At 63.7% G+C, this 19,316-nt stretch carries 15 protein-coding genes; 6 read left to right on the top strand and 9 right to left on the bottom strand.

Annotated elements, in window-relative coordinates; all coding sequences use genetic code 11:
- Window positions 1-87: 87 nt before the first annotated feature.
- From HND55_11990 to ccsA, 4 genes are all read right to left on the bottom strand, one after another.
- A complete protein-coding gene (locus tag HND55_11990) occupies window positions 88-1,317 on the bottom strand; it encodes an ISL3 family transposase (GenBank protein QKK03312.1) in 1,230 nt (409 codons plus the stop codon).
- 33 nt (window positions 1,318-1,350) lie between these two features.
- Window positions 1,351-1,893, bottom strand: coding sequence for a sel1 repeat family protein (locus tag HND55_11985; protein QKK03311.1), 543 nt, complete (start codon window positions 1,891-1,893; stop codon window positions 1,351-1,353).
- A 178-nt stretch (window positions 1,894-2,071) separates the two neighbouring features.
- The gene (locus HND55_11980; protein QKK03310.1) at window positions 2,072-3,343 is read right to left on the bottom strand and encodes an HlyC/CorC family transporter; all 1,272 of its coding nucleotides are present in this window, start codon (window positions 3,341-3,343) and stop codon (window positions 2,072-2,074) included.
- Window positions 3,340-4,149 carry a cytochrome c biogenesis protein CcsA gene (gene ccsA / locus HND55_11975; protein QKK03309.1) on the bottom strand — a complete coding sequence of 270 codons (810 nt, stop codon included), beginning with the start codon at window positions 4,147-4,149 and terminating at the stop codon, window positions 3,340-3,342. The genes HND55_11980 and ccsA overlap by 4 nt, the downstream gene beginning before the upstream one ends.
- A gap of 105 nt (window positions 4,150-4,254) precedes the next feature.
- Between ccsA and ffh the strand changes: the two genes are divergently transcribed.
- From ffh to HND55_11950, 5 genes are all read left to right on the top strand, one after another.
- Window positions 4,255-5,610 (top strand): signal recognition particle protein, encoded by a 1,356-nt coding sequence (ffh, locus tag HND55_11970; GenBank protein ID QKK03308.1) that lies wholly within the window; start codon window positions 4,255-4,257, stop codon window positions 5,608-5,610.
- Between the two features lie 286 nt (window positions 5,611-5,896).
- A complete protein-coding gene (locus HND55_11965) occupies window positions 5,897-7,510 on the top strand; it encodes an FAD-dependent oxidoreductase (protein QKK03307.1) in 1,614 nt (537 codons plus the stop codon).
- 3 nt (window positions 7,511-7,513) lie between these two features.
- Window positions 7,514-8,677, top strand: a complete 1,164-nt coding sequence (locus HND55_11960; protein QKK03306.1) for an L-lactate dehydrogenase — start codon at window positions 7,514-7,516, stop codon at window positions 8,675-8,677.
- 167 nt (window positions 8,678-8,844) lie between these two features.
- A complete protein-coding gene (locus HND55_11955) occupies window positions 8,845-10,506 on the top strand; it encodes an acetolactate synthase large subunit (GenBank protein ID QKK03305.1) in 1,662 nt (553 codons plus the stop codon).
- 149 nt (window positions 10,507-10,655) lie between these two features.
- Window positions 10,656-10,892: a hypothetical protein gene (locus tag HND55_11950; protein QKK03304.1), complete on the top strand. Its 237-nt coding sequence runs from the start codon at window positions 10,656-10,658 to the stop codon at window positions 10,890-10,892.
- Window positions 10,893-11,002: 110 nt separating this feature from the next.
- Here the strand turns inward: HND55_11950 and HND55_11945 are convergent, their stop codons facing one another.
- The 5 genes from HND55_11945 to HND55_11925 form a co-directional block, all read right to left on the bottom strand.
- Entirely contained in the window at window positions 11,003-12,070 is a 1,068-nt protein-coding gene (locus HND55_11945; GenBank protein QKK03303.1) for a hypothetical protein, read from the bottom strand.
- 606 nt (window positions 12,071-12,676) lie between these two features.
- Entirely contained in the window at window positions 12,677-14,068 is a 1,392-nt protein-coding gene (gene chrA, locus HND55_11940) for a chromate efflux transporter (GenBank protein ID QKK04095.1), read from the bottom strand.
- 30 nt (window positions 14,069-14,098) lie between these two features.
- The gene (locus HND55_11935) at window positions 14,099-14,662 is read right to left on the bottom strand and encodes an alpha/beta fold hydrolase (GenBank protein ID QKK03302.1); all 564 of its coding nucleotides are present in this window, start codon (window positions 14,660-14,662) and stop codon (window positions 14,099-14,101) included.
- A 386-nt stretch (window positions 14,663-15,048) separates the two neighbouring features.
- The gene (locus HND55_11930) at window positions 15,049-16,221 is read right to left on the bottom strand and encodes a GGDEF domain-containing protein (protein QKK03301.1); all 1,173 of its coding nucleotides are present in this window, start codon (window positions 16,219-16,221) and stop codon (window positions 15,049-15,051) included.
- A 368-nt stretch (window positions 16,222-16,589) separates the two neighbouring features.
- Complete coding sequence (locus HND55_11925; GenBank protein QKK03300.1) at window positions 16,590-16,877, bottom strand: hypothetical protein; 288 nt, start codon at window positions 16,875-16,877, stop codon at window positions 16,590-16,592.
- Window positions 16,878-17,041: 164 nt separating this feature from the next.
- On the opposite strand from HND55_11925, the gene HND55_11920 reads away from it, so the two are divergent.
- Window positions 17,042-19,108, top strand: coding sequence for a hypothetical protein (locus tag HND55_11920; GenBank protein ID QKK03299.1), 2,067 nt, complete (start codon window positions 17,042-17,044; stop codon window positions 19,106-19,108).
- The last annotated feature ends 208 nt before the right edge of the window (window positions 19,109-19,316 follow it).

The following is a 19,316-nucleotide window of genomic DNA, read 5'->3' as shown; positions in this document are numbered from 1 at the left end:
CAGCAGCATTGAACATCAGATTGCTTTCGAACTGCATGATCTGGTGGAAATCCCACTTGGCTCTTCACTGAATCGTGTGGGTGGCGTTCATTTCTGGACCGCCGCCGGGTAGAGGTCGAGGCCACCCAGGTGAAAGTAGATGGCAGCCTTGAACCGCTCCTTGTTCCGGAAGCCCCGGGCATCACGCTTGATTTTCTGGATCTTCGTGTTGAAGCCCTCGGCCCGGGCGTTGGTTGCACCGGTCACCACAGCCGTCACGATGCCCTCAAGATGACGCTTGACCATTCTGGCGACCTTCTTGATCGGTTCCAGGCGCGATCGGATGGCCCAGCCATACCAGCTCATCCAGGCCTTGCGCGCCCAGCCTCGGCGCTTGTAGCCCCACAAGCACATCGCGTGGGTCTTGATCGCCCAGGCCCGGGCCGTCTTCAGGTTGGCGGCCTTGAGTTCCTTGAGGCGGCTCCAGTTCGTGTCGGTCATGTTGTCGGGATGCTGCAGCCACAGGTAGCGGCTCTTGCTCAGAAGCGAGCCACCTTCAGCGGCCAGCAGGGCCTTGTGTTCACTGCGGCGAACCTTGTCGACGGCGTCGCCGAGATGCTGGGCGACGTGGAACTTGTCAAAGGCGATCTTGTGCGCAGCACCCGGCACATGCGCCATCGTGGCGTCAATGAACGGGCCCCACATGTCCATGGTGACCGTGCGCAGGCCGGCCAGCGTTTCAGCCGGTTGCTCGACGTACCAAGCCCCCAGCGTCTCGCGCTTGCGGTCGTCAGCCACATGCAGCACCCGATCGCCACTGCTGATCACGGTCACATACTGGTGCCGACGTTGAAACGCCGTCTCATCAATGCCGATCGAGTCCGGAAAGGCCTGGCCGCGACGCGCCAGGCCGCGCGCCACCGCACGCTCCTGGACACCGCTGACCGCCGACCAGCTCAAACCCAGCTGCTCGGCCACCTCCGAAATCGTGCCAATCTTGAGCCAGTCAATCACCAAAGCCTCAAACAGCGCGGTCAGCCGAGAGTTGCTCTCCGCCCAAGGCACCGGGACTTGGTGAACGCCGTGCTCCGGACACCGAACGCGCGGCACTTGCGCGACCAGCCAGGTCTTGTACTGGCAGGTATCCAAGTGTCGCCACTTGCGCTCACGGGTGTCGTAGCCCGGGCAGCGCTGCGCGCACTTCGGACAGGCCAAGCCCTCTCCGGAATGTCGGATATGGACGGTCACACCGGCTGCCGGCAGGTCGACTTGCACTTCAGAAACCTCCCACGGCGTCTGGATACCCAAAATCTGACGGTAAAGCTCGCGGTCGTGCATGGGACTGGACTCTCAGCAGGGCCAGCCCGTAGGCTATCCGAACCGGTCAGCCCACACAAAACCGGGAAGAGTCTCCCACTTTTCCGGCGCGTAGAACTCGGTGCCCTTGCGCGGCACTCCGCTGCCATCGTAGACGGTGAGCATGGACAGAAAACCCTGCGATCCGGTGCGCGAGCCCGTGGCGCCACGCAGCTCACGGCGCATGGCGCGCTGAACGCGCGGCACCTTGACGGCGTCACCGTAGCGCGGCACCAGCTCCTGTTCGTAGATGGCGCGCGCCTGCTGGCGCTGTTGCTCGTCGAGCATCGCATACAGGTCGTCGGCGGTTTCCACAAACTGCGGGTAATCACGTTCGGCCGACAGCTCCAGCCACGCCCAGGCCCGAACGGGATCGAACTCGGTGCCTTCACCGCGCAGATGCATGACGCCCACGTTATACTGCGCGAACTTGTCCGCCCATCGCGCCGCTTCCAGGTAGTGCATCAACGCGGTTTCGTGCATGCCGGCGGCGTAGGCCCGGGCGGCGCGCGTCATCGCCTCAGCGCTCGGGGTGTGTTCGTGGAACGGGTATTTCACCGGGCCACCTTGATGGGCGCAGCCAGCGGAAAGGAGCAGCAACACCGCGGCGACGGCAAGCCGGACCGGGGACATCCAGGTGGACTGAAATGGGTGTGGTAATGCCTGAAACATGGATCGTCTTGCGGTTTTCATCGGTGCGATCAGCCTATCATACAAGCCGCAAGGGCGGGCCCGCTCAGCCGGCTTGATCGTCTGTGACCGGACGCACTTCGACCTTGCGGATGCGCTTGTCGACCACGTCCACGATGGTGAACAGGTACTCGCCAATGCGCAGACTGGCGCGGCCCTCGGGCAGCGATTCCAGATGTTCGAGAATCAACCCGTTGAGGGTCTTTGCTCCGCTGGTCGGCAGGTTCCAGTTCATGCGCCGGTTGAGCATGCGCAGGGCGGCGCCACCGTCGACGATCCAGCTGCCGTTTTCAAGCTTGCGGATCAGCCGCTGACGGGAGCTGCCCTCGGCAGTGAGTTCGCCGACGATTTCCTCCAGTATGTCGTCGAGCGTCACCAGCCCCTGAATGTCGCCGTATTCGTCAACGACCAGCGCCAGACGCCGCTCGCGACTTTGAAACTCCATCAGCTGTTGAGTCAGGGGGGTGCCCTCGGGAATGTAGTAGGGCGGCCGGACGGCACGCTTGAGTACGGCCAGATTGAGCTGGTTGCGGGTCAGATGGGGCAGGACAGAACGGATGTGAAGCAGCCCGGTCATGTTGTCGAGGTCCTTGTTCCACACCGGTAGCCGGGTGTAGATGCTCTGGGTCAGCGTTTGCAGGATGTCTTCCCAGGGGGCGTCCAGATCGATGCCGATAATGTCCTGGCGCGGCACCATCACGTCGTCAACCGTGCCGTGCTCGAGATCGAGGATATTGAGCAGCATCTGGCGGTGGTTGAGCGATATGTGCCGGCCGCCTTCCTTGACCAGGCTGCGCAGTTCCTCGCGGTTGAGGGAGTCGTGGGGGCTGTGTGACTTGTGGACGCCAAATGGCCGCAGCAAGACCGCGGCCATGACGTTGATCAGCCAGACGACCGGGTAGAGGATGCGCAGCAGGGGCGTGAGTACATAGCTGGCCGGGTAGGCGATGCGCTCGGGATGCAGTGCCGCCAGCGTTTTCGGCGCCACCTCGGCGAAAATCAGGATCACGCCGGTCAGGGCCAGGGTCGAGATCCAGATGCCCGACTCACCGAACAGCCGCAGGGCGATGACGGTTGCGATCGATGCAGCCAGGATGTTGACCAGATTGTTGCCCAGCAAAATCAGCCCGAACATGCGGTTGGGCTTGGCCAGCAGACGCAGCGCCAGGCGCGCGCCGCGCTGGCCGGTCTGGGCCTGATGGCGCAGGCGGTAGCGGTTGAGCGCCACCAGACCGGTTTCGGAGCTGGAAAAAAAAGCCGACAGAACGATCAGCACGCCGAGCAGGACAAACAGCGTGACCAGTGAAACTTCAGTCACGATAGCGGGCCCGCCGCGGGCGCAATCCAGCTGCGATCCAGGATCAGTTCGAGCACCAGCTTGCTGCCAAAATAGGCCAGCGCCAGGATGATCATGGCCGCCAGCGTCCAGCGAATCGCGCGCTGCCCGCGCCAGCCGAGGCGATAGCGCCCCAGCAGCAATGCGCCGAACAGCAGCCAGGACACAATGGACAAGGTGGTCTTGTGCACGAGATGCTGGGCAAACAGGTGGTCGATGAACACGATGCCGGTTGCCAGGCTGACTGTCAGCACTACCCAGCCTGCTGTGATCAGCCGGAACATGATGGTCTCGATGACGGCAAGCGGGGGCAGACGCTCAAGCTGCGCCATCGGCCTTGGATGGCGCAACACGTATTCCTGGGCGGCCAGCAGCAGCGCGTTGATGGCGGCGATGCTCAGCAGGCTGTAGGCCAGCAGCGAGGTCAGTACGTGAGTCTGCATGGTGGTCGTCAGGTGAGCCAGCAGCAGCGGTTCGGCCGGCAGCAGCCATTGCGCCATCAGGCAGACGGCGGCGATGGGAAAGGCAATGATGCCGGCCTCGGGTGTCCGTAACCGCAATCCCGACAGCAGTACGACCGCGCTGACCAGCCAGGCAGTCAGCGACAGGGTGTTGAAGAAGTTGGCATCCCACCGTCCGGCGACGGGAACCGAATGCACCAGCCAGACGGTGTGGACCAGGATCGCGGCGCAGGCGATCAAAATGCCCATACGACGCAGGCCCCGACGCTCGCGCACGGCTCCCAGCGCCAGGCACAGGCCGGCGCCAAGATACAATGCGATGGCCAAGGGAGCGTAAATCAGATTGAATTCCAACGATCAGCGCCTGGATTGTGCGGTACCGGAGACAACCCCAGTATAATGACATTGGTGCTCATTTCGTAACTGCGTGTGATGTTTGACCAGCTCAGCCAACGCCTGACCGGCTCGCTCCAGCGCCTGCGCGGCCGTGGTCGCCTGACCGAAGACAACATCCGCGAGGCCATGCGCGAGGTGCGCATCGCCCTGCTGGAAGCCGACGTTGCCCTGCCGGTTGTCAGGGACTTCATTGCCCGGGCCACCGAACGCGCAGTCGGCCAGGAGGTTGTTGGCAGCCTTCAGCCGGGGCAGGCGCTGGTCAAGATTGTCCACGAGGAGCTCAAGCGTGTTCTGGGCGAGGAGCAGGCGCCACTCGCGCTCGACCGTCAGCCACCCGTCATCATCCTGCTGGCGGGACTGCAGGGTGCCGGCAAGACCACCACGGCCGGCAAGCTGGCGCGCTGGATCAGCGAGCGGCACGGCAAGAAGGCGATGCTGGCCAGCTGCGACGTTTACCGGCCGGCCGCCATCGATCAGCTTCAGACACTGGCCGAGCAGGTCGGCGCGCCGTTTTTCCGTGGCGATCCGTCGGCCGGAGCCGTCCGTATCGCCGAGCAGGCAGCGCAGCATGCGCGTACACAGTTTGCCGACGTACTGATTCTCGACAGCGCTGGTCGTCTGGCCGTTGATGAAGCCATGATGGAGGAGATCCGCGCTGTACATGTCGCGGTCAAGCCTGCCGAAGTGTTGTTTGTGGTCGATGCCATGACCGGCCAGGATGCGGCCAATACGGCGCGGGCCTTTCACGAGGCCCTGCCGCTCAGCGGCCTGGTGCTGACCAAGTCCGACGGTGACGCACGTGGTGGTGCCGCCTTGTCGGTTCGGCAGATCACCGGCGCGCCGATCAAGTTCCTCGGTACCGGCGAGAAGCTCGACGGCCTGGAGGCGTTTCATCCCGACCGTCTGGCGTCCCGCATCCTGGGCATGGGTGATGTGCTCAGCCTGGTCGAGGAGGTCGAGCGCAAGGTTGATCAGCAACAGGCGCGCAAGCTGGCCGGCAAGGTCGGCAAGGCCAGCCGCCGATTCGGCCTGGACGATTTTCGCGACCAGCTGCTGCAGATGGACAAGCTCGGGGGCATGGGAGCTTTGATGGACAAGTTACCGGGCATGGGTAACTTGCCGGAAGCGGTTCGTTCGCAGATGGACGATCGGCAGACTCGGCGTATGGTTGCCATCATCAACTCGATGACTCCCCAGGAGCGGCGATTCCCCGACATCATCAGGGCCTCGCGCAAGCGCCGGATCGCCAGCGGATCCGGCCTGCCGATCCAGGACGTCAATCGCCTGCTCAAGCAGCACAAGCAGATGCAGAAGATGATGAAAAAAGTGGGCAGCAAGCGGGCAATGGCCAAGATGATGAAACGCCTGCCCGGCGGGATGCCGTTTCAGTAGGGCTTGAGCCGGCCTGTATGCAGCTGTCCTCCCGGCGGGCGCCGCCGCGGGCAGGGTGCGTGCTGGCGGACGCCCGGGCAGGCCTTGGGTCGGGCATGGCCAACTCTCGACCCATCCGGCCGGTCCCGACGCAACGTGCGGCGGTGGATGGCAGTGATGTAAACTCACCGGCGATGATATCGTTGATCCTCTTGCTTGACTGCGCAGGACGTGCGGCCCCAATCGTGCCCGGCTCCAATCGCGACGACCGGGCCGCGGGCGGCAGCATCCTGATTTGGATGCTTTCATGACCCAGGCCGCTGCCTCCGACGTGCTGGTCATCGGCGGCGGGCTGGCCGGGATCGTCACGGCGCTCGAGACCTTGCGGGCCGGACACTCGGTGACCCTGGTTGACCGTGATCTGCCCGGGCGCCTCGGCGGTCTGGCGTTGTGGGCCTTCGGCGGCATGGCTCTGGTCGGCACGCCTGAGCAGGCCAGGGCAAGGATCCCCGACACACCCGAACTGGCCTTGCGTGACTGGCTGCGTTTCGGCGAGCTTGATCCGAACGATCGCTGGTCGCTGGCCTGGGCCGAACACTACGTCGAGCGCTCGCGCGCCGAGGTCTACGACTGGCTCATCGACCAGGGTTTGAAATTCCTGCCGGCGGTCAACTGGGTCGAGCGCGGCCGTTTCGGCGACGGCAATTCCGTGCCGCGCTACCACATCGTCTGGGGCACCGCCCGCGAGCTGGCTCGTCGCATGATCGCGGCACTGCGCGCGGCCGACTCCGGTGGGCGCTTGACGGTGCTGCATCGTCACCGTGTTGTCTCGATCGACCACGAAGCCGGCCGGATTGGCGGCGCTTCGGCGATCGATGAGGATCGCGCTCGGACAGTGCGCTTGCGCGCACCTCGCATCGTCCTGGCGACGGGCGGTATCAACGGCAGCCATGAGCAGTGCCGCGCCAACTGGCCGCGAAACCGACCCTTGCCGAAGACCATGCTTAACGGCGCGCATCCCTTCGCCGACGGAAAACTACATCATTTCGTGGCCGACAGATTCGATGGCCGCATCGTCAATCCCGGCGAGATGTGGAACTACGCCGCCGGATTTCCGCATCCCTTTCCCCACTTTGAAGGCCATGGTTTGTCGACCATTCCGTGCAAGTCCGCGCTGTGGCTTGATCACCGGGGCCAGCGCATCGGCCCCGAACCGCTGGTGACCGGTTTCGACACGCACTGGCTGTGCCAGCGCGTGGCCGAGCAGGAAAAGCCCTGGACCTGGCATCTGCTCAACCGCCGCATCGCACTTACGGAATTCGCTATCTCCGGGGCGGAGCACAACCCGTCCATCCGCGACAAGCGTTTTCCGGCTTTCGTGAAGGAGTTGCTGCTGGGCAACCACCGCCTCTACCAGCAGATGCGCCGCGAAAGTGACGACTTTCTGGTTGATGACACGCTTGCCGGCCTGGCGCAGAAGATGAATCGGCAGACCCGCTCGCACGACATCGATCCGGCCACGCTCGAGGCAACCGTTAACGACTTCGACGCCAATTTCTCGAAAGGCAGTGCGCTCGGCAACGACGATCAGATCCGCCGCATCCTGCACGCACGCCAGTGGGGACCGGACAAGCTCAGAACCTGCAGACCCGCGCCGCTGAAAAAGAAAGGGGCTGGGCCATTCATCGCCATCCGCATGCAGCTGATCACCCGCAAGAGCCTGGGCGGGCTTCGCACCGACCTGGATAGCCGCGTGCTCGACGGTGCAGGCCGGCCGATCGCCGGCCTGTACTGCGTAGGCGAGGCGGCCGGCTTTGGCGGGGGCGGTTGCAACGGCAAGCGTTCGCTGGAAGGCACATTTCTGCCCGGCTGTATTCTGACGGCGCGGGCGGCGGCACGTTCGATCGGTTCCGGTGGCTAGCACATGATTCGAGGCGTTCCGGCCACCATCGACGACTACAGCAAACGGGCGCGTGGGCGCCTGCCTCGTTTCCTGTACGACTACTATGCCGGCGGTTCCGGCCGGGAACAAACGCTGGCCGCCAATGCCGCCGACTGGGATGAAATCAGGCTCCGCCAGCGTGTGCTGATCAATGTTGAGGCCATTGAGACCGGCACCACTCTGGCCGGCGAGGCATTTGCGATGCCGCTGGTCCTGGCGCCGATCGGCCTGGGCGGCATGGCCGCGCGTCGTGGTGAGGTCCAGGCGCTCGCCGCCGCCGAGGCGGCCGGAGTGCCGTTCACGCTCTCGACGGTCGGCATCTGCGGGATTGACGAGCTGTCTGTCGCTGCCGAGCGGCCGTTCTGGTTTCAGCTCTACATGATCCGCGATCGCGGCATTGTCGAGTCGGTGATTGATCGCGCCTGGGAGGCTGGCTGCCGAACGCTTTTGTTCACCGTCGATTTGCCCATGCCCGGCCCGCGCCATCGTGACACCCGCAATGGTGTGGCTGTGCCCGGTCTGCGCCCGAAGCTGATGAAAATGGGCCAGCTGCTCTCACGTCCCGGCTGGGTATGGGATGTCGCGCTGCGCGGCAAGCCCATGAGCCTGGGCACGATGAATCCGCACGTACCGGCGGCCAGCAGTCCCGACGCGTTTCGCAAATGGATCGACACCCAGTTCGATCCGACCGTCACCTGGGCCGATATCGAGTGGCTGCGCGACAAGTGGCGGGGGCGCCTGATCATCAAGGGCATTTTCGATGTTACCGACGCCGAGCGTGCAGTCGCCGTCGGCGTGGACGGCATCGTGGTGTCCAATCACGGCGGCCGCCAGCTTGATGGCGTGGCCTCGACCGCAAGCAAGCTGCCGGATATCGCTCGGGTTGTGGGCGAGCATACCGAGGTGCTGGTCGACGGTGGCATCCGCAGCGGTATCGATGTTTATCGTGCCCTCGGCCTGGGCGCCCATGGCGCGCTGATCGGCCGTGCCTGGGTCTGGGCCCTGGCCGGTGGGGGTCGAACCGGTCTGGACCGAATGCTGGCCGGCATGCGCGAGGAACTGCGCCTGGCCATGGCTTTGACCGGCGTGAAGCGCATCGCGGACATTGGTCCCGACTGCCTGGACACAAGCCCGCATTATTCATGAATTCACTCGCGCCCTTGCTTGCGCCTTGTCCGCACAGCGGATGTTCCTCCCTCGGAAATACAGCCTGGTATTCCGCTCGGTCGGAAAATCCGCTGCGCGAACAATCCCCTGCGCAATCATCGCGGCGATTCATGAATAATGCAGGCTAGGAAATAGAGGACGAAACCATGCCCAACGGCGCCCAAGCCCTGATGAAGACTCTGGCTGATGCCGGCGTCACTGTCTGCTTTTCCAACCCCGGCACCAGCGAGATGCACTTCGTCGCCGCGCTCGATGACGAGCCGCGCATGCGCGCCGTGCTGGCGCTGTTCGAGGGTGTGGCCACGGGAGCGGCCGACGGCTACGCGCGGATGGCCGACAAGCCGGCTGCCGTGCTGCTGCACCTGGGCTGTGGTCTGGGAAATGGCCTGGCCAACCTGCACAATGCGCGCAAGGGCAAGGTGCCGGTGGTCAATATCGTTGGTGACCATGCGACCTATCACCAGCCGCTCGACGCCCAGCTCCAGTCCGACATCGAGACCGTGGCGCGAAACGTCTCGCCGAACTTCGTGCGCAGCGCGCAGAAGACACAGGGCCTGGGCCGCGATGCCGCCGACACCATCGCCGCGGCGGTTGGCCCGCCAGGGCAGGTTGCCACCCTGATCCTGCCGGCCGACGTATCCTGGGGGGCGGGTGCTGAGCCCGCAACACCGGCGGCGTTGCAGCAACCCGAAGCCACCGACGACGAGACGATCGAGCAGATCGCCAGGGCAATCGGCAGCGGCGGCAAGGCCGCGCTGCTGCTTGGCGGCCGCGCGCTGCGCGAGGAATCACTGGTCGAGGCCGCCCGGATCGCTGCCCATAGCGGCGTCAAGGTGTTTTCCGAGGTCTTCCCGACCCGGCTCGAACGCGGTGCCGGTCGTCCGGCAGTCGAGCGCCTGGCGTACCTGGCCGAACTGGCCAGCCTGCAGCTGTCGGGATTCGATCATCTGGTCCTGGTTGATGCGAAGGAACCGGTATCCTTCTTCGCCTATCCCGGAAAGCCCAGTGAACTGGTGCCTGACGACTGCCAGGTCCATGTCCTCAGCACGCCCGAACAGGATGGCCGCGCCAGCCTGGAGAAACTGGCCGCTGCGCTGGGTGCCGACAAGACCGAGCCCGAGCGTCAGACGGCCGGCCGTCCCGACCGCCCGCGTGGGCGCTTGAGCGCCGAAAAGGTCTGCAAGGCCGTCGGCCACCTGTTGCCGGATAACGCCATTGTGGTCGACGAGGCCAACACTTCGGGTCTGATGCTGCCGGTCATGACCGCCGGCGCCCCGGCCCACGACCTGCTTACGCTCACCGGCGGTGCCATCGGTCAGAGCCTGCCGAATGCCATCGGCGCGGCCATCGCCTGCCCCGACCGCCCGGTGCTGGCCCTGGTCGGCGACGGCTCGGCCATGTACACCAACCAGGCGCTGTGGACCATGGCGCGCGAACACCTCGATATCACCGTGGTGGTGCTGGCCAACGCTGCCTATTCCATCCTCAACGTCGAGCTCGAACGCGTTGGCGCGCGCGACAGCGGTGGCCCCAAGGCTCGCTCCCAGCTTGACTTGACCGGCCCCCGGCTGGACTTCGCCCGCCTGGCCCAGGGCATGGGCGTGCATGGCGTGCGCGCCGATACGGCCGACGCTTTCTGCACGGCGATGGAATACGCCTTCGCTCATCCGGGCCCGCACCTGATCGAGGCGGTCATTCCGGAATCTCTGAACAAGACCAAACGCCGCGTCCTGCCTTGGCTTTTGCGCTCCATTCCGAAAATGCCCAAACCCATGGCGCGTGCGCTGAAGCGAAAACTGGCACCCTGATTTAGCTGTCCGGGCAACAGTACCCCAACGTTGCATAAAATTTCGGACCAGAATCGCTACGCTGCCCGGTATAGCAGCATTTCCGCGGTCTGTACTCGCGTTGCCAATCCTCACGTAGGGTGAAGCTACGCTCCGGTTGGCAACACTCCGTGCAGCCCCCGGAAATACGACTCTCCGGGCTTCTGAATCCGAAGTTTTATGCAACGTTGGGGAGTACGATCAGCTTTCTGAGCGATTTCACGATCGAGTTTCCTGACGGCACCATCATTCAGATCGACGTGGTGCAGATCAATGACGGCATTCCCGTTACCGGTCCAGGCGGTGGGGATGCCTTTGAATGCGAGATTGACGGCAATACGATCAGATGTCAGGTCGATGGAGGTTAAGCTGACTCCGATCCGGATTGAACGGGGGTCCAGCTGACAGAACCCGGTGGATTGCCCGGCGAGCAAACTGCCATTGCGTTTTGGTCTGCGCAGACCTGTTCAGGGGTTCTTCAGCCGGTCAGGACATAGATGCCGTCGGCGTGGACTTTGTCCTTGAGGTTGGGTTCCGTGACCACTGCCCCTTCATAGACATAGCCGATCGGCGTCCCGATCGATCGGTCGACGCACCGCTTGATGACGTCGGCCCATTTTTGCTCTTCAATCTTCATTTCAACCAGCACGCAATCGTTACCTTCGCTGTCAAACAGGCTTTCAATGACGCGCTCGATGCCGGGGTAGAAAAGCGCCCGGGCAATCAGGCCCGGGAAGGCGCGAACGGGCATGACCACACCGCTGGCGCCGGCATTACGAATTCGATCATGGTTTTGCGGATTGATGACCTCGCTTATCAGCGGACCATCGTAGCCGGTTTCCCTGACTCGATGAACCGTATCGAACGTCAGCGCATCATCATGAGCAAAGGTAGTTCCAAGCGGATCAGTGGCAAGCACCAGAACACCCCTCGCTTCGCGAATATTGGCATCTTCCAGAGTTTCCGGATCATCTCCGCGGCCGGCCTGAAGACGCACATTGAGCGCCTGTAAAGCCTTTGGCAGCCCGTTGTCATAGTCCTCGGTGATCACCAGAAAATCCAGCCGCTCATTTTCCACCATGAACCTCTCGAGCTGGTGGCTGGAAGGTTTAGCGGCGATCAATTCTCGAATCATCCGCTCCATGAAACGCGTGCGATTATGAAGCGGGGTATTGATGATGACGATGTGTCCAGACATGTTCCAAATCCATTCACCGATCTGCTTGAGCCGCGCACGCTCGCTGCGATACTCAAAAAACAGCCCTGCACCCTGGGCCACAATAAACACCCCGCCAGCATACAGCAAGAGCATGGTCGAAAATTGCCCTTCCGGCGTGGTCGCAGTCACATCGCCATAGCCAACCGTGGTCACAGTCGTCGTCGTCAACCAGATGGCAGTCCACAGGTCCAGCTCCTCGAAAACCATCATGGCAATTACGTGCAGCGTCAGGATGAAAGCGCCCATCATGGCAATACGAATCACTGCAGAACGCTTGCTGGCCCGCCCTCTCGGGACTTCGCTGTTCAGATACAGATCGGTCGGCAATCACCATAGAAGCCAGGGGTATCAGCCTCGACAACAGGCTGGATGCAAGCGTTCAATCAGTGGTCTTGCCCAATGGCACATGAGCTTGCAGGCTATAGGGAGCAGTGGAGCACTGTCGTGACGCTCGGAACCCGGTTTCTGCCAAGACCAGGGTAGATCAGGGCTGTTTTCGAAGACCGCACAGCGCCGGGCCTCGAACCATCTGGTCGTGAGGCTGTTCATGACTGGATCGCCGCTGTAGCAGGCCTCCAGCACGTTTCGATGACGCCGTTTGCCGGGATGCATAGCGCGACTGAATGCGATCTAGTGGGCCATGCGGCTAATTAGGTGACACTCAGAGCCACTGTGCCGGTGCGAATCAAGGCGCGTTTCGCAGGGAATGGTTGCTCCCTTTCCAAGAAACGCAACGCCGAGTCGCGCCGGCACAGTGGCTCCCGAAGGGCCATAGCACAAGCGCTGTGGGCTGCGTTCCGCTCGCTTGAATTGGCGACGGCCAGTCCGGCGCTCGCGCGCCTTGCCCACAACGCTTGCGCGACGGCTGAGTGTGACCTAATTAGCCGCATGGCCCACTAGATAATCGCCAATAGTGACGGTCTGCTCGGGCGGTCATCCACCAAACACCAGGCGATAGGCAAGACCGATCAGCACGGCTATGCCCAGCGTGCGGAGCATGCCAAGGCGATAGCGGAACAGCGCGATGAACGCCCCCAGGGCAATAGCCAGCGCCACGGCGTCGAGCGTCGAGACCTCGGGCAACAGGATCCGCAGGCTGCGCCAGTGGCGTTCGCCGACGTCCTCAAACAATGTATGCAGCGCAAACCACACCGCCAGATTGAGCACGACGCCGACCACAGCCGCGGTGATGCCGGACAGCGCCGCGGTGAGCGATACGTTGCCGCGCAGCCGTTCGATATAGGGCGCGCCGAGAAAGATCCACAGAAAACAGGGCACGAAGGTTACCCAGGTGACGAGCAGCGAGGCCAGCGCTCCGGCCAGCATGGGGTGCATGGTCGCGAGCATTCCGGCTTCGGCAGCCCGGTAGGCGCCCATGAAACCGACGAACTGGACGACCTGGATCAGCGGGCCGGGCGTTGTTTCGGCCATGCCCAGGCCGTCGAGCATTTCGCCAGGCAGCAGCCAGCCATGGACATCGACGGCCTGCTGCGCGATGTACGCCAGCACCGCGTAGGCGCCGCCGAAGGTGACCACGGCTGCCTTGCTGAAAAACACGCCTTCCTGGACAAACACGCTGCTTCCGCCCAGCGTCAGACCCAGCACGACCAGCGGCGTAAACCACAGCGCAAGGCAGATGCTGGTGACCGCAAGCGCACGCTTCGCCGATGGTGCTTGTCGGTCCTGACCCCCATCCGACAGCGCGTGACTGTCGCCATCGGCCTCGTGCAGGCGAATGACCACGAAATGCTCCTGGCGCCAGCGAGCGCCGATAAAACCGACCAGTGCCGCAGCGATAATGATGAGCGGGAAGGGAACCTCGAACACAAAGATCGCGATGAACGCCAGGGCCGCGATGGTGACCATGGCGGCATTCTTCAGCGCGCGCCGGCCGATCCGGAAGACCGCCTCGGCGACGATCGCCATGACCGCCGGCGCCAGGCCGTAGAACAGCGCATCGACAAACTGCAGCTCGCGATAACCAGCGTACAGCACGCTCAGTGCCAGGATGGCGACAAAACCGGGCAATACGAACAGCACCCCGGCCACGATGCCACCCCAGACCCGGTGCAACAGCCAGCCGATATAGATGGCCAGTTGCTGGGCCTCGGGCCCGGGCAGCACCATGCAGTAGTTCAGTGCATGCAGAAACCGGTTTTCGCCGATCCAGCGCTTCTCATCGACGAGAATGCGATGCATCAACGCAATCTGCCCGGCCGGGCCGCCGAAACTCAAAAGTGCGATCCGGCTCCACACAGCTAATGCTTCGCGGAAAGATATGCCATGATCGGTCGCCGGGTTCGATCCGGCGTCTTCGCCAGGCACTGTCCCGGGAGAACCCTCGGCGCTCACCGGTCAATGAACCGCAACGGCCGATTCACTTGGCAGAAAACCGGAAATGATCGGTTCGACAAAGGCGCGCAGATCCCTTTCGAAGTCTTGCCAGTCGGGCGGAAGGTCGTGATTGGCATCGTACTCAGTATACCGGGTCTTGGCGCCGATCCGCCCCAGCTCGCGCCCGTGGGCCACGGGTATGATGTTGTCGCGGCGTCCGTGCATGACCAGCACCGGGGTATCCAATGCCTTGAGTGCGTCCTCGGTGCGAAAGCGGTCACGCACGATGAAGCCCGGTATCCCGAAACGCCAGAACATGCTTTCCAGGCTGGTGAAAGTGGACTCGAGAATCAGCGCCGCCGGCTCACGCGCGAGGGCAAGCTCGGCAGCCACAGCGCCACCGATCGAACGGCCGTGAAGCATGATCCGGTCTGGACGCACGTCGGCGCGTCTGGCCAGCCGGTCGTAAAACGCAGCCGCGTCGCGCACGACCGCCTCGCGGCTCGGAGCGCCGCCCGATCGGCCGTAGCCGCGGTACTCGACGAGGAGCGTACTGACCCCCCCAACGGCTGTATAGCTCGGCAAACTCCAGCACGTGATCGATCACTTGGTTGTTCCCGTGCAGAAACAGCAGAGCGGGACCCGGGTTATCGGGCCCCCGGTCCTGCCCGGGGAACAGCCATGCCTCGACCCGATCTCCGTTTTCCGTCTCGACCCAGAGGACCTCGGCACCTGGTGGAACCGGCCGATCCACTGCTTCTTCTGCGCTCATCGGCCAGACGAACTGGTGCTGAAATATCCAGGCAAAGCAGACAGCCAGGCAGTAGACCGCCAGCAATACCGCCGTGAGCTTGGAAACGATGCCGGACCCCTGTGGATAGCCTTTCGGATTGGGCGAAGATTGCCAGCCAGAAACTACAAATCCGTGACTGCAGCGGTCTTGAACAAACCCGGAGTACAGTAGTGCGCCGCTATTGGGCCTGCATGACCCGGTTGCGCCCTGCACTCTTGGCCGCGTAGAGGGCCTGATCGGCGCGGCGCAGCAGCGTCTCGAAACCGGGCTCGTCCGGGGTGGCCTGTGCGACGCCTGCCGACAGCGTCCAGCCCATGCCGTCCAGCCGTTCCCGCGCGGTGATTGCCCGCAGGTTTTCGGCCAGTTCTGCCGCGCTTCCCAGTGACTGGCCCTCGAGCAGGATCAGGAACTCCTCGCCGCCGATGCGACCAACCTGGCCGTTCGCCGGCTCGACCAACTGTCGCATCAGCTCCGCCATGCGCTTGAGCACGGCATCGCCCTGCGCATGACCCCGGGAATCGTTGATCTGTTTGAAAAAATCGATATCGACCAGGATCACCGACAACGGCGCCTTGCTGCCCTGCCGCTTGTGCCAGATTCTGCTTGCCAGACGCTCGATATGGCGCCGGTTGCTGATGCCGGTCAGTGCGTCCTGTTCTGCCACCCGTCTGAGCTCGAGGCTGAGGCGATCGTTGCACATCAGGGCAAACCCCAGCGTAGCAACAGCAGGACCGAGTGCGGCAACGCCGTAGAAGGCTGCCTGTATGAGATTGATCTGGTCGGCATCCGGCATGCGTTCACGCCCGAGGATGAGCACCATGCCAACGCGGGCGAGCAGCACTGCGCTTGCGAGGGCAAAAATGATGGTCACCACCCAGTGGCTACGGGCACCGGAACGTAGCTGCTGACCGGCCTTCAAGGCTGTCGCCGCGCCCACGGCGAATATCACGCCCAACAGCGCGGTGTTGACGGTCAGGCGTATGAAACGGTCGGGTTGAAGCAGGCCGAAAATAATGGAAACGATAACGACGGCCAGGGCAGCCGCCAGGGGTGCAAGCAGGCGTTGACTGTTGCCGCTGAATCGGTTCAAAGCCTGGACGCACTCGGCCAGCCCGAGAGCGATCAGGGCATTGGAGGCCAGCATGGAAACCAGCGGCGGCCACTCGTTGCGCAGCGCCAGCAGCAGCCAGCCGATGGCCAGCATGACTGCGCCCCGCGCCCAGATCGACAGGCTGCCATGAAGTGCCGGGTGCTGGCCGCGCACGGCCATGATCAGACCCAGCGCCAGCGACAGGTTGACCAGGGCCGCGGCGCTGACCCAGGTCGGAATGTGCAGGGTCAAAGAGGCCATCTCACCTGATCGTTGAGCAGGCAGGCCAGTTGATCCATGCCGGCCCCGGCCGGTAGCCTCAAGTCTGCGACGACCTGCTGATTGCCGGCCCTCAAAAGCATTTCTCCCCTTGGTTGGCTGGCGCCAAAGAGTCTCCGGTTATGCCGCTATCATCCCGCCCCGAGCCGGCGTCTGCAAGCAGAATGTCTGCTATTGGCGGTTCAGATTAGCAACGACGGAACCCAGCAGGTCCGCCGCGGCGGCACCAGGCCCGGCATCTGTGGCGTTTTGCCTGACCGTGATCGCTGACCACGGCGATGAGCCCGCTGTACCGATAACAGTGGCTCGGCCATTGCCAGCTTCAGCAGAGCGTGCCGCCGGCGTGGTGGCTATTCGGTCAACTCGAACCGATCCCTGAATACGGGCGTATCCGAGAAAACGCTCAATAAATCAAGGCCGAATCCACCGCCCGCACTCACGAACGGAACCGATTCATGCACCAGTCCGTCATAGCCCAGCACAATGGCTTCTTCTTCCTCGACAGCCCAGGTGATCGCCGCTTCGTCCACGTCCAGTTCGATCCGCACGCTGCCCGACAGCGGGGAGGCCGCCGGGTGGTTTATTCCTCTTTGGGATCGTCCGGGACGCGGCCGATCGGGGATTGCCGAGCGGATCACTGAGAAAACGGTAAGGAATCGTTGATGACTTGATCCGCGTTTTGCCGGAGTCTCTTGCCAAAAACCTGTTGAGATTGATCCAAGAAACGTGCGCCAGCCTGCACGATGGTCCGAAAAGGTTCGTTGCCGTGCCTTTGCGGGCCGGTTGGATAAGGAGAGAACCGATGAATACGATGCTTCAGTGTGGTCTGCGCAGTGCGTTGTGCGCAATGGTGGTGCTGTGGAGCGGGTGCCTGTCAGCCCAGGCGCTGACCCCGACGTTCACCTATCAGGGCGAGCTCAGTGAGTCGGGCAGTGCGGCCGACGGTGCCTATGACTTTCGATTCCGGCTTTTTGATGCGGCCAGCGGGGGCGCGCAGGTGGGCTCTGAGGTGACGGTGTCGGCGGTGGCGGTCAGCGGGGGTCTGTTCTCGGTGCCGCTGGACTTTGGTCCTGCGGCGCTGTCGGGGGATCGGCGCTGGCTGGAGATTGGGGTTCGCCCGGCCGGCGGCGGCAGTTACCAGACGCTCAGTCCGCGCAGTGAGGTGACGGCGGCGCCGTATGCCTGGGCGGCGGCGGTGGCGCTGGCCGATTCGGTCGGCAGCGCCAGCGTGATCGACGGTTCTGTGGGCAGCAGTGACATTAACGCCGGCCAGGTCCAGCGCCGGGTCAGCGCCACCTGCCCGGCCGGGCAATCCATCCGGGTGATCAACCAGGACGGCACGGTGGTCTGCGAGGCCGACGATGTGGGCAGTGGCGACATCACCGCGGTCAATGCCGGGGCGGGGTTGAGCGGCGGCGGGACCAGCGGCGCGGTCAGTCTGGCCCTGGACACCGGGTTCAGCGACGGCTTGTACTGGCGACTCGGCGGCAATGCCGGCACCAACCCGGCGGTCGACTACCTGGGCACCAGCGACAACCAGCCGCTGGTGCTGGGCGCCAATGGCCTGCACCTGGCCTTTTGGCAGGCGATGCCGCTGACTGGCCCGGCCGGCGGCTTTACCGCCAATGTGGTGCTCGGCGGCCCAAACAATTTCATCGACGCCGGCGTGCGCGGGGCGACGATCGGCGGCGGCGGGGTGCCGATTGGGGACAGCGACCCGGACTATAGTGGCGAAGCGCCCAACCGCGTGACCGACCACTACGGCACGATCGGCGGCGGCTATGCCAACCAGGCCGGGGACGATGCGGGAGATATAAGCAATCGGCCCTTTGCAACGGTCGGCGGTGGTCAGTCCAACATCGCCAGCGGGTGGGGCGCCACCGTCAGCGGTGGTCTAATCAACAGCACCAGTGGAAGCTCGAGCACCATCGGAGGCGGTTGGGGCAATACCGCCAACGGCTGGTGGAGCACAGTCGCCGGTGGTCAGCTCAATATAACCAGCGGGGACTGGAGCACCGTGGGCGGCGGTGATTCCAACACCGCCAGTGGGCATCAGAGCACAATCGGCGGCGGTTCTAACAACACTGCCAGCGTGGGCAATACCACCATCGGCGGTGGCGAATCCAATGCCGCCAGTGGGCAAAGCAGCACCGTTGGTGGTGGCGGCGCCAACACAGCCAGCGGGAATTTCAGCACCGTTGCCGGCGGTTGGAGCAACGCCGCTGCCGGTGATTTCAGCTTCGCCGCCGGGCGCCAAGCCCAGGCCAACCACGCCGGCAGCTTCGTCTGGGCCGACAACCAGCCCTATACTTTCTCGACTTTTTCCGACAACGGCTTCAAGGTCCGCGCCACCGGCGGCGTGCGCATCGTGGTCGGTATCGACGACACCGCCCCTGGCCCGGAGACCGTGCCCACCTGGCAGTGCACGTTCAGCAACGGCGGGAGCTGGACCTGTTCGAGCAGCCGGGACTTAAAAGAAAACCTGATCGAAGTCGACGCCAACCGGGTTCTGGACCTCGTAACCCGGCTTCCGGTGTATCGCTGGAACGGCCGGGGGCAGGATCCGGGCATCACCCACATGGGCCCCACGTCGGAGGACTTTTATGCCGCCTTCGGCCTCGGCGACGACCAGCGCGCGATCGCCACCATCGACCTCGACGGCGTCGCCCTGGCCGCCATCCAGGGCCTGGCGGCGGAAAACGTGGCGCTGCGCGAAGAAACCGAAACACTGCGCTCGCGCCTCACCGCAACCGAGCAATCCCTGGCCGAGATGCGCACGCGCCAGGACCAGGAATTGGCCAGTATGCAAGCCGAGCTGGCGATGCTGCGCGAGATGATCGCGCCGCAGATGGCCGCGACCGCGCGGTGAGCCGGTGGCTGCCCGCCGCCATTCGCGACCGGGTTGGTTTGGTGCAAATGGCGGTCGGCCCTGAAGGGCCTCCTACAAGGCCTTCTACCGGAATGGTCGTTCATGTAGGAGCGCCTTCAGGCGCGATCGGGTTTGGCACCCACCGGCGCGATCGGCCCCAAAAGGGCCTCCTACAGGCTCCCGTACAGGCGCTCCAAACCATTCACAG

The sequence above is a fragment of the Pseudomonadota bacterium genome, assembly GCA_013285445.1.
GTDB lineage: Bacteria > Pseudomonadota > Gammaproteobacteria > Xanthomonadales > Wenzhouxiangellaceae > Wenzhouxiangella.
Note: the sequence above shows the minus strand (reverse complement) of the source record. Positions and strands in the feature narration are given on the sequence as shown.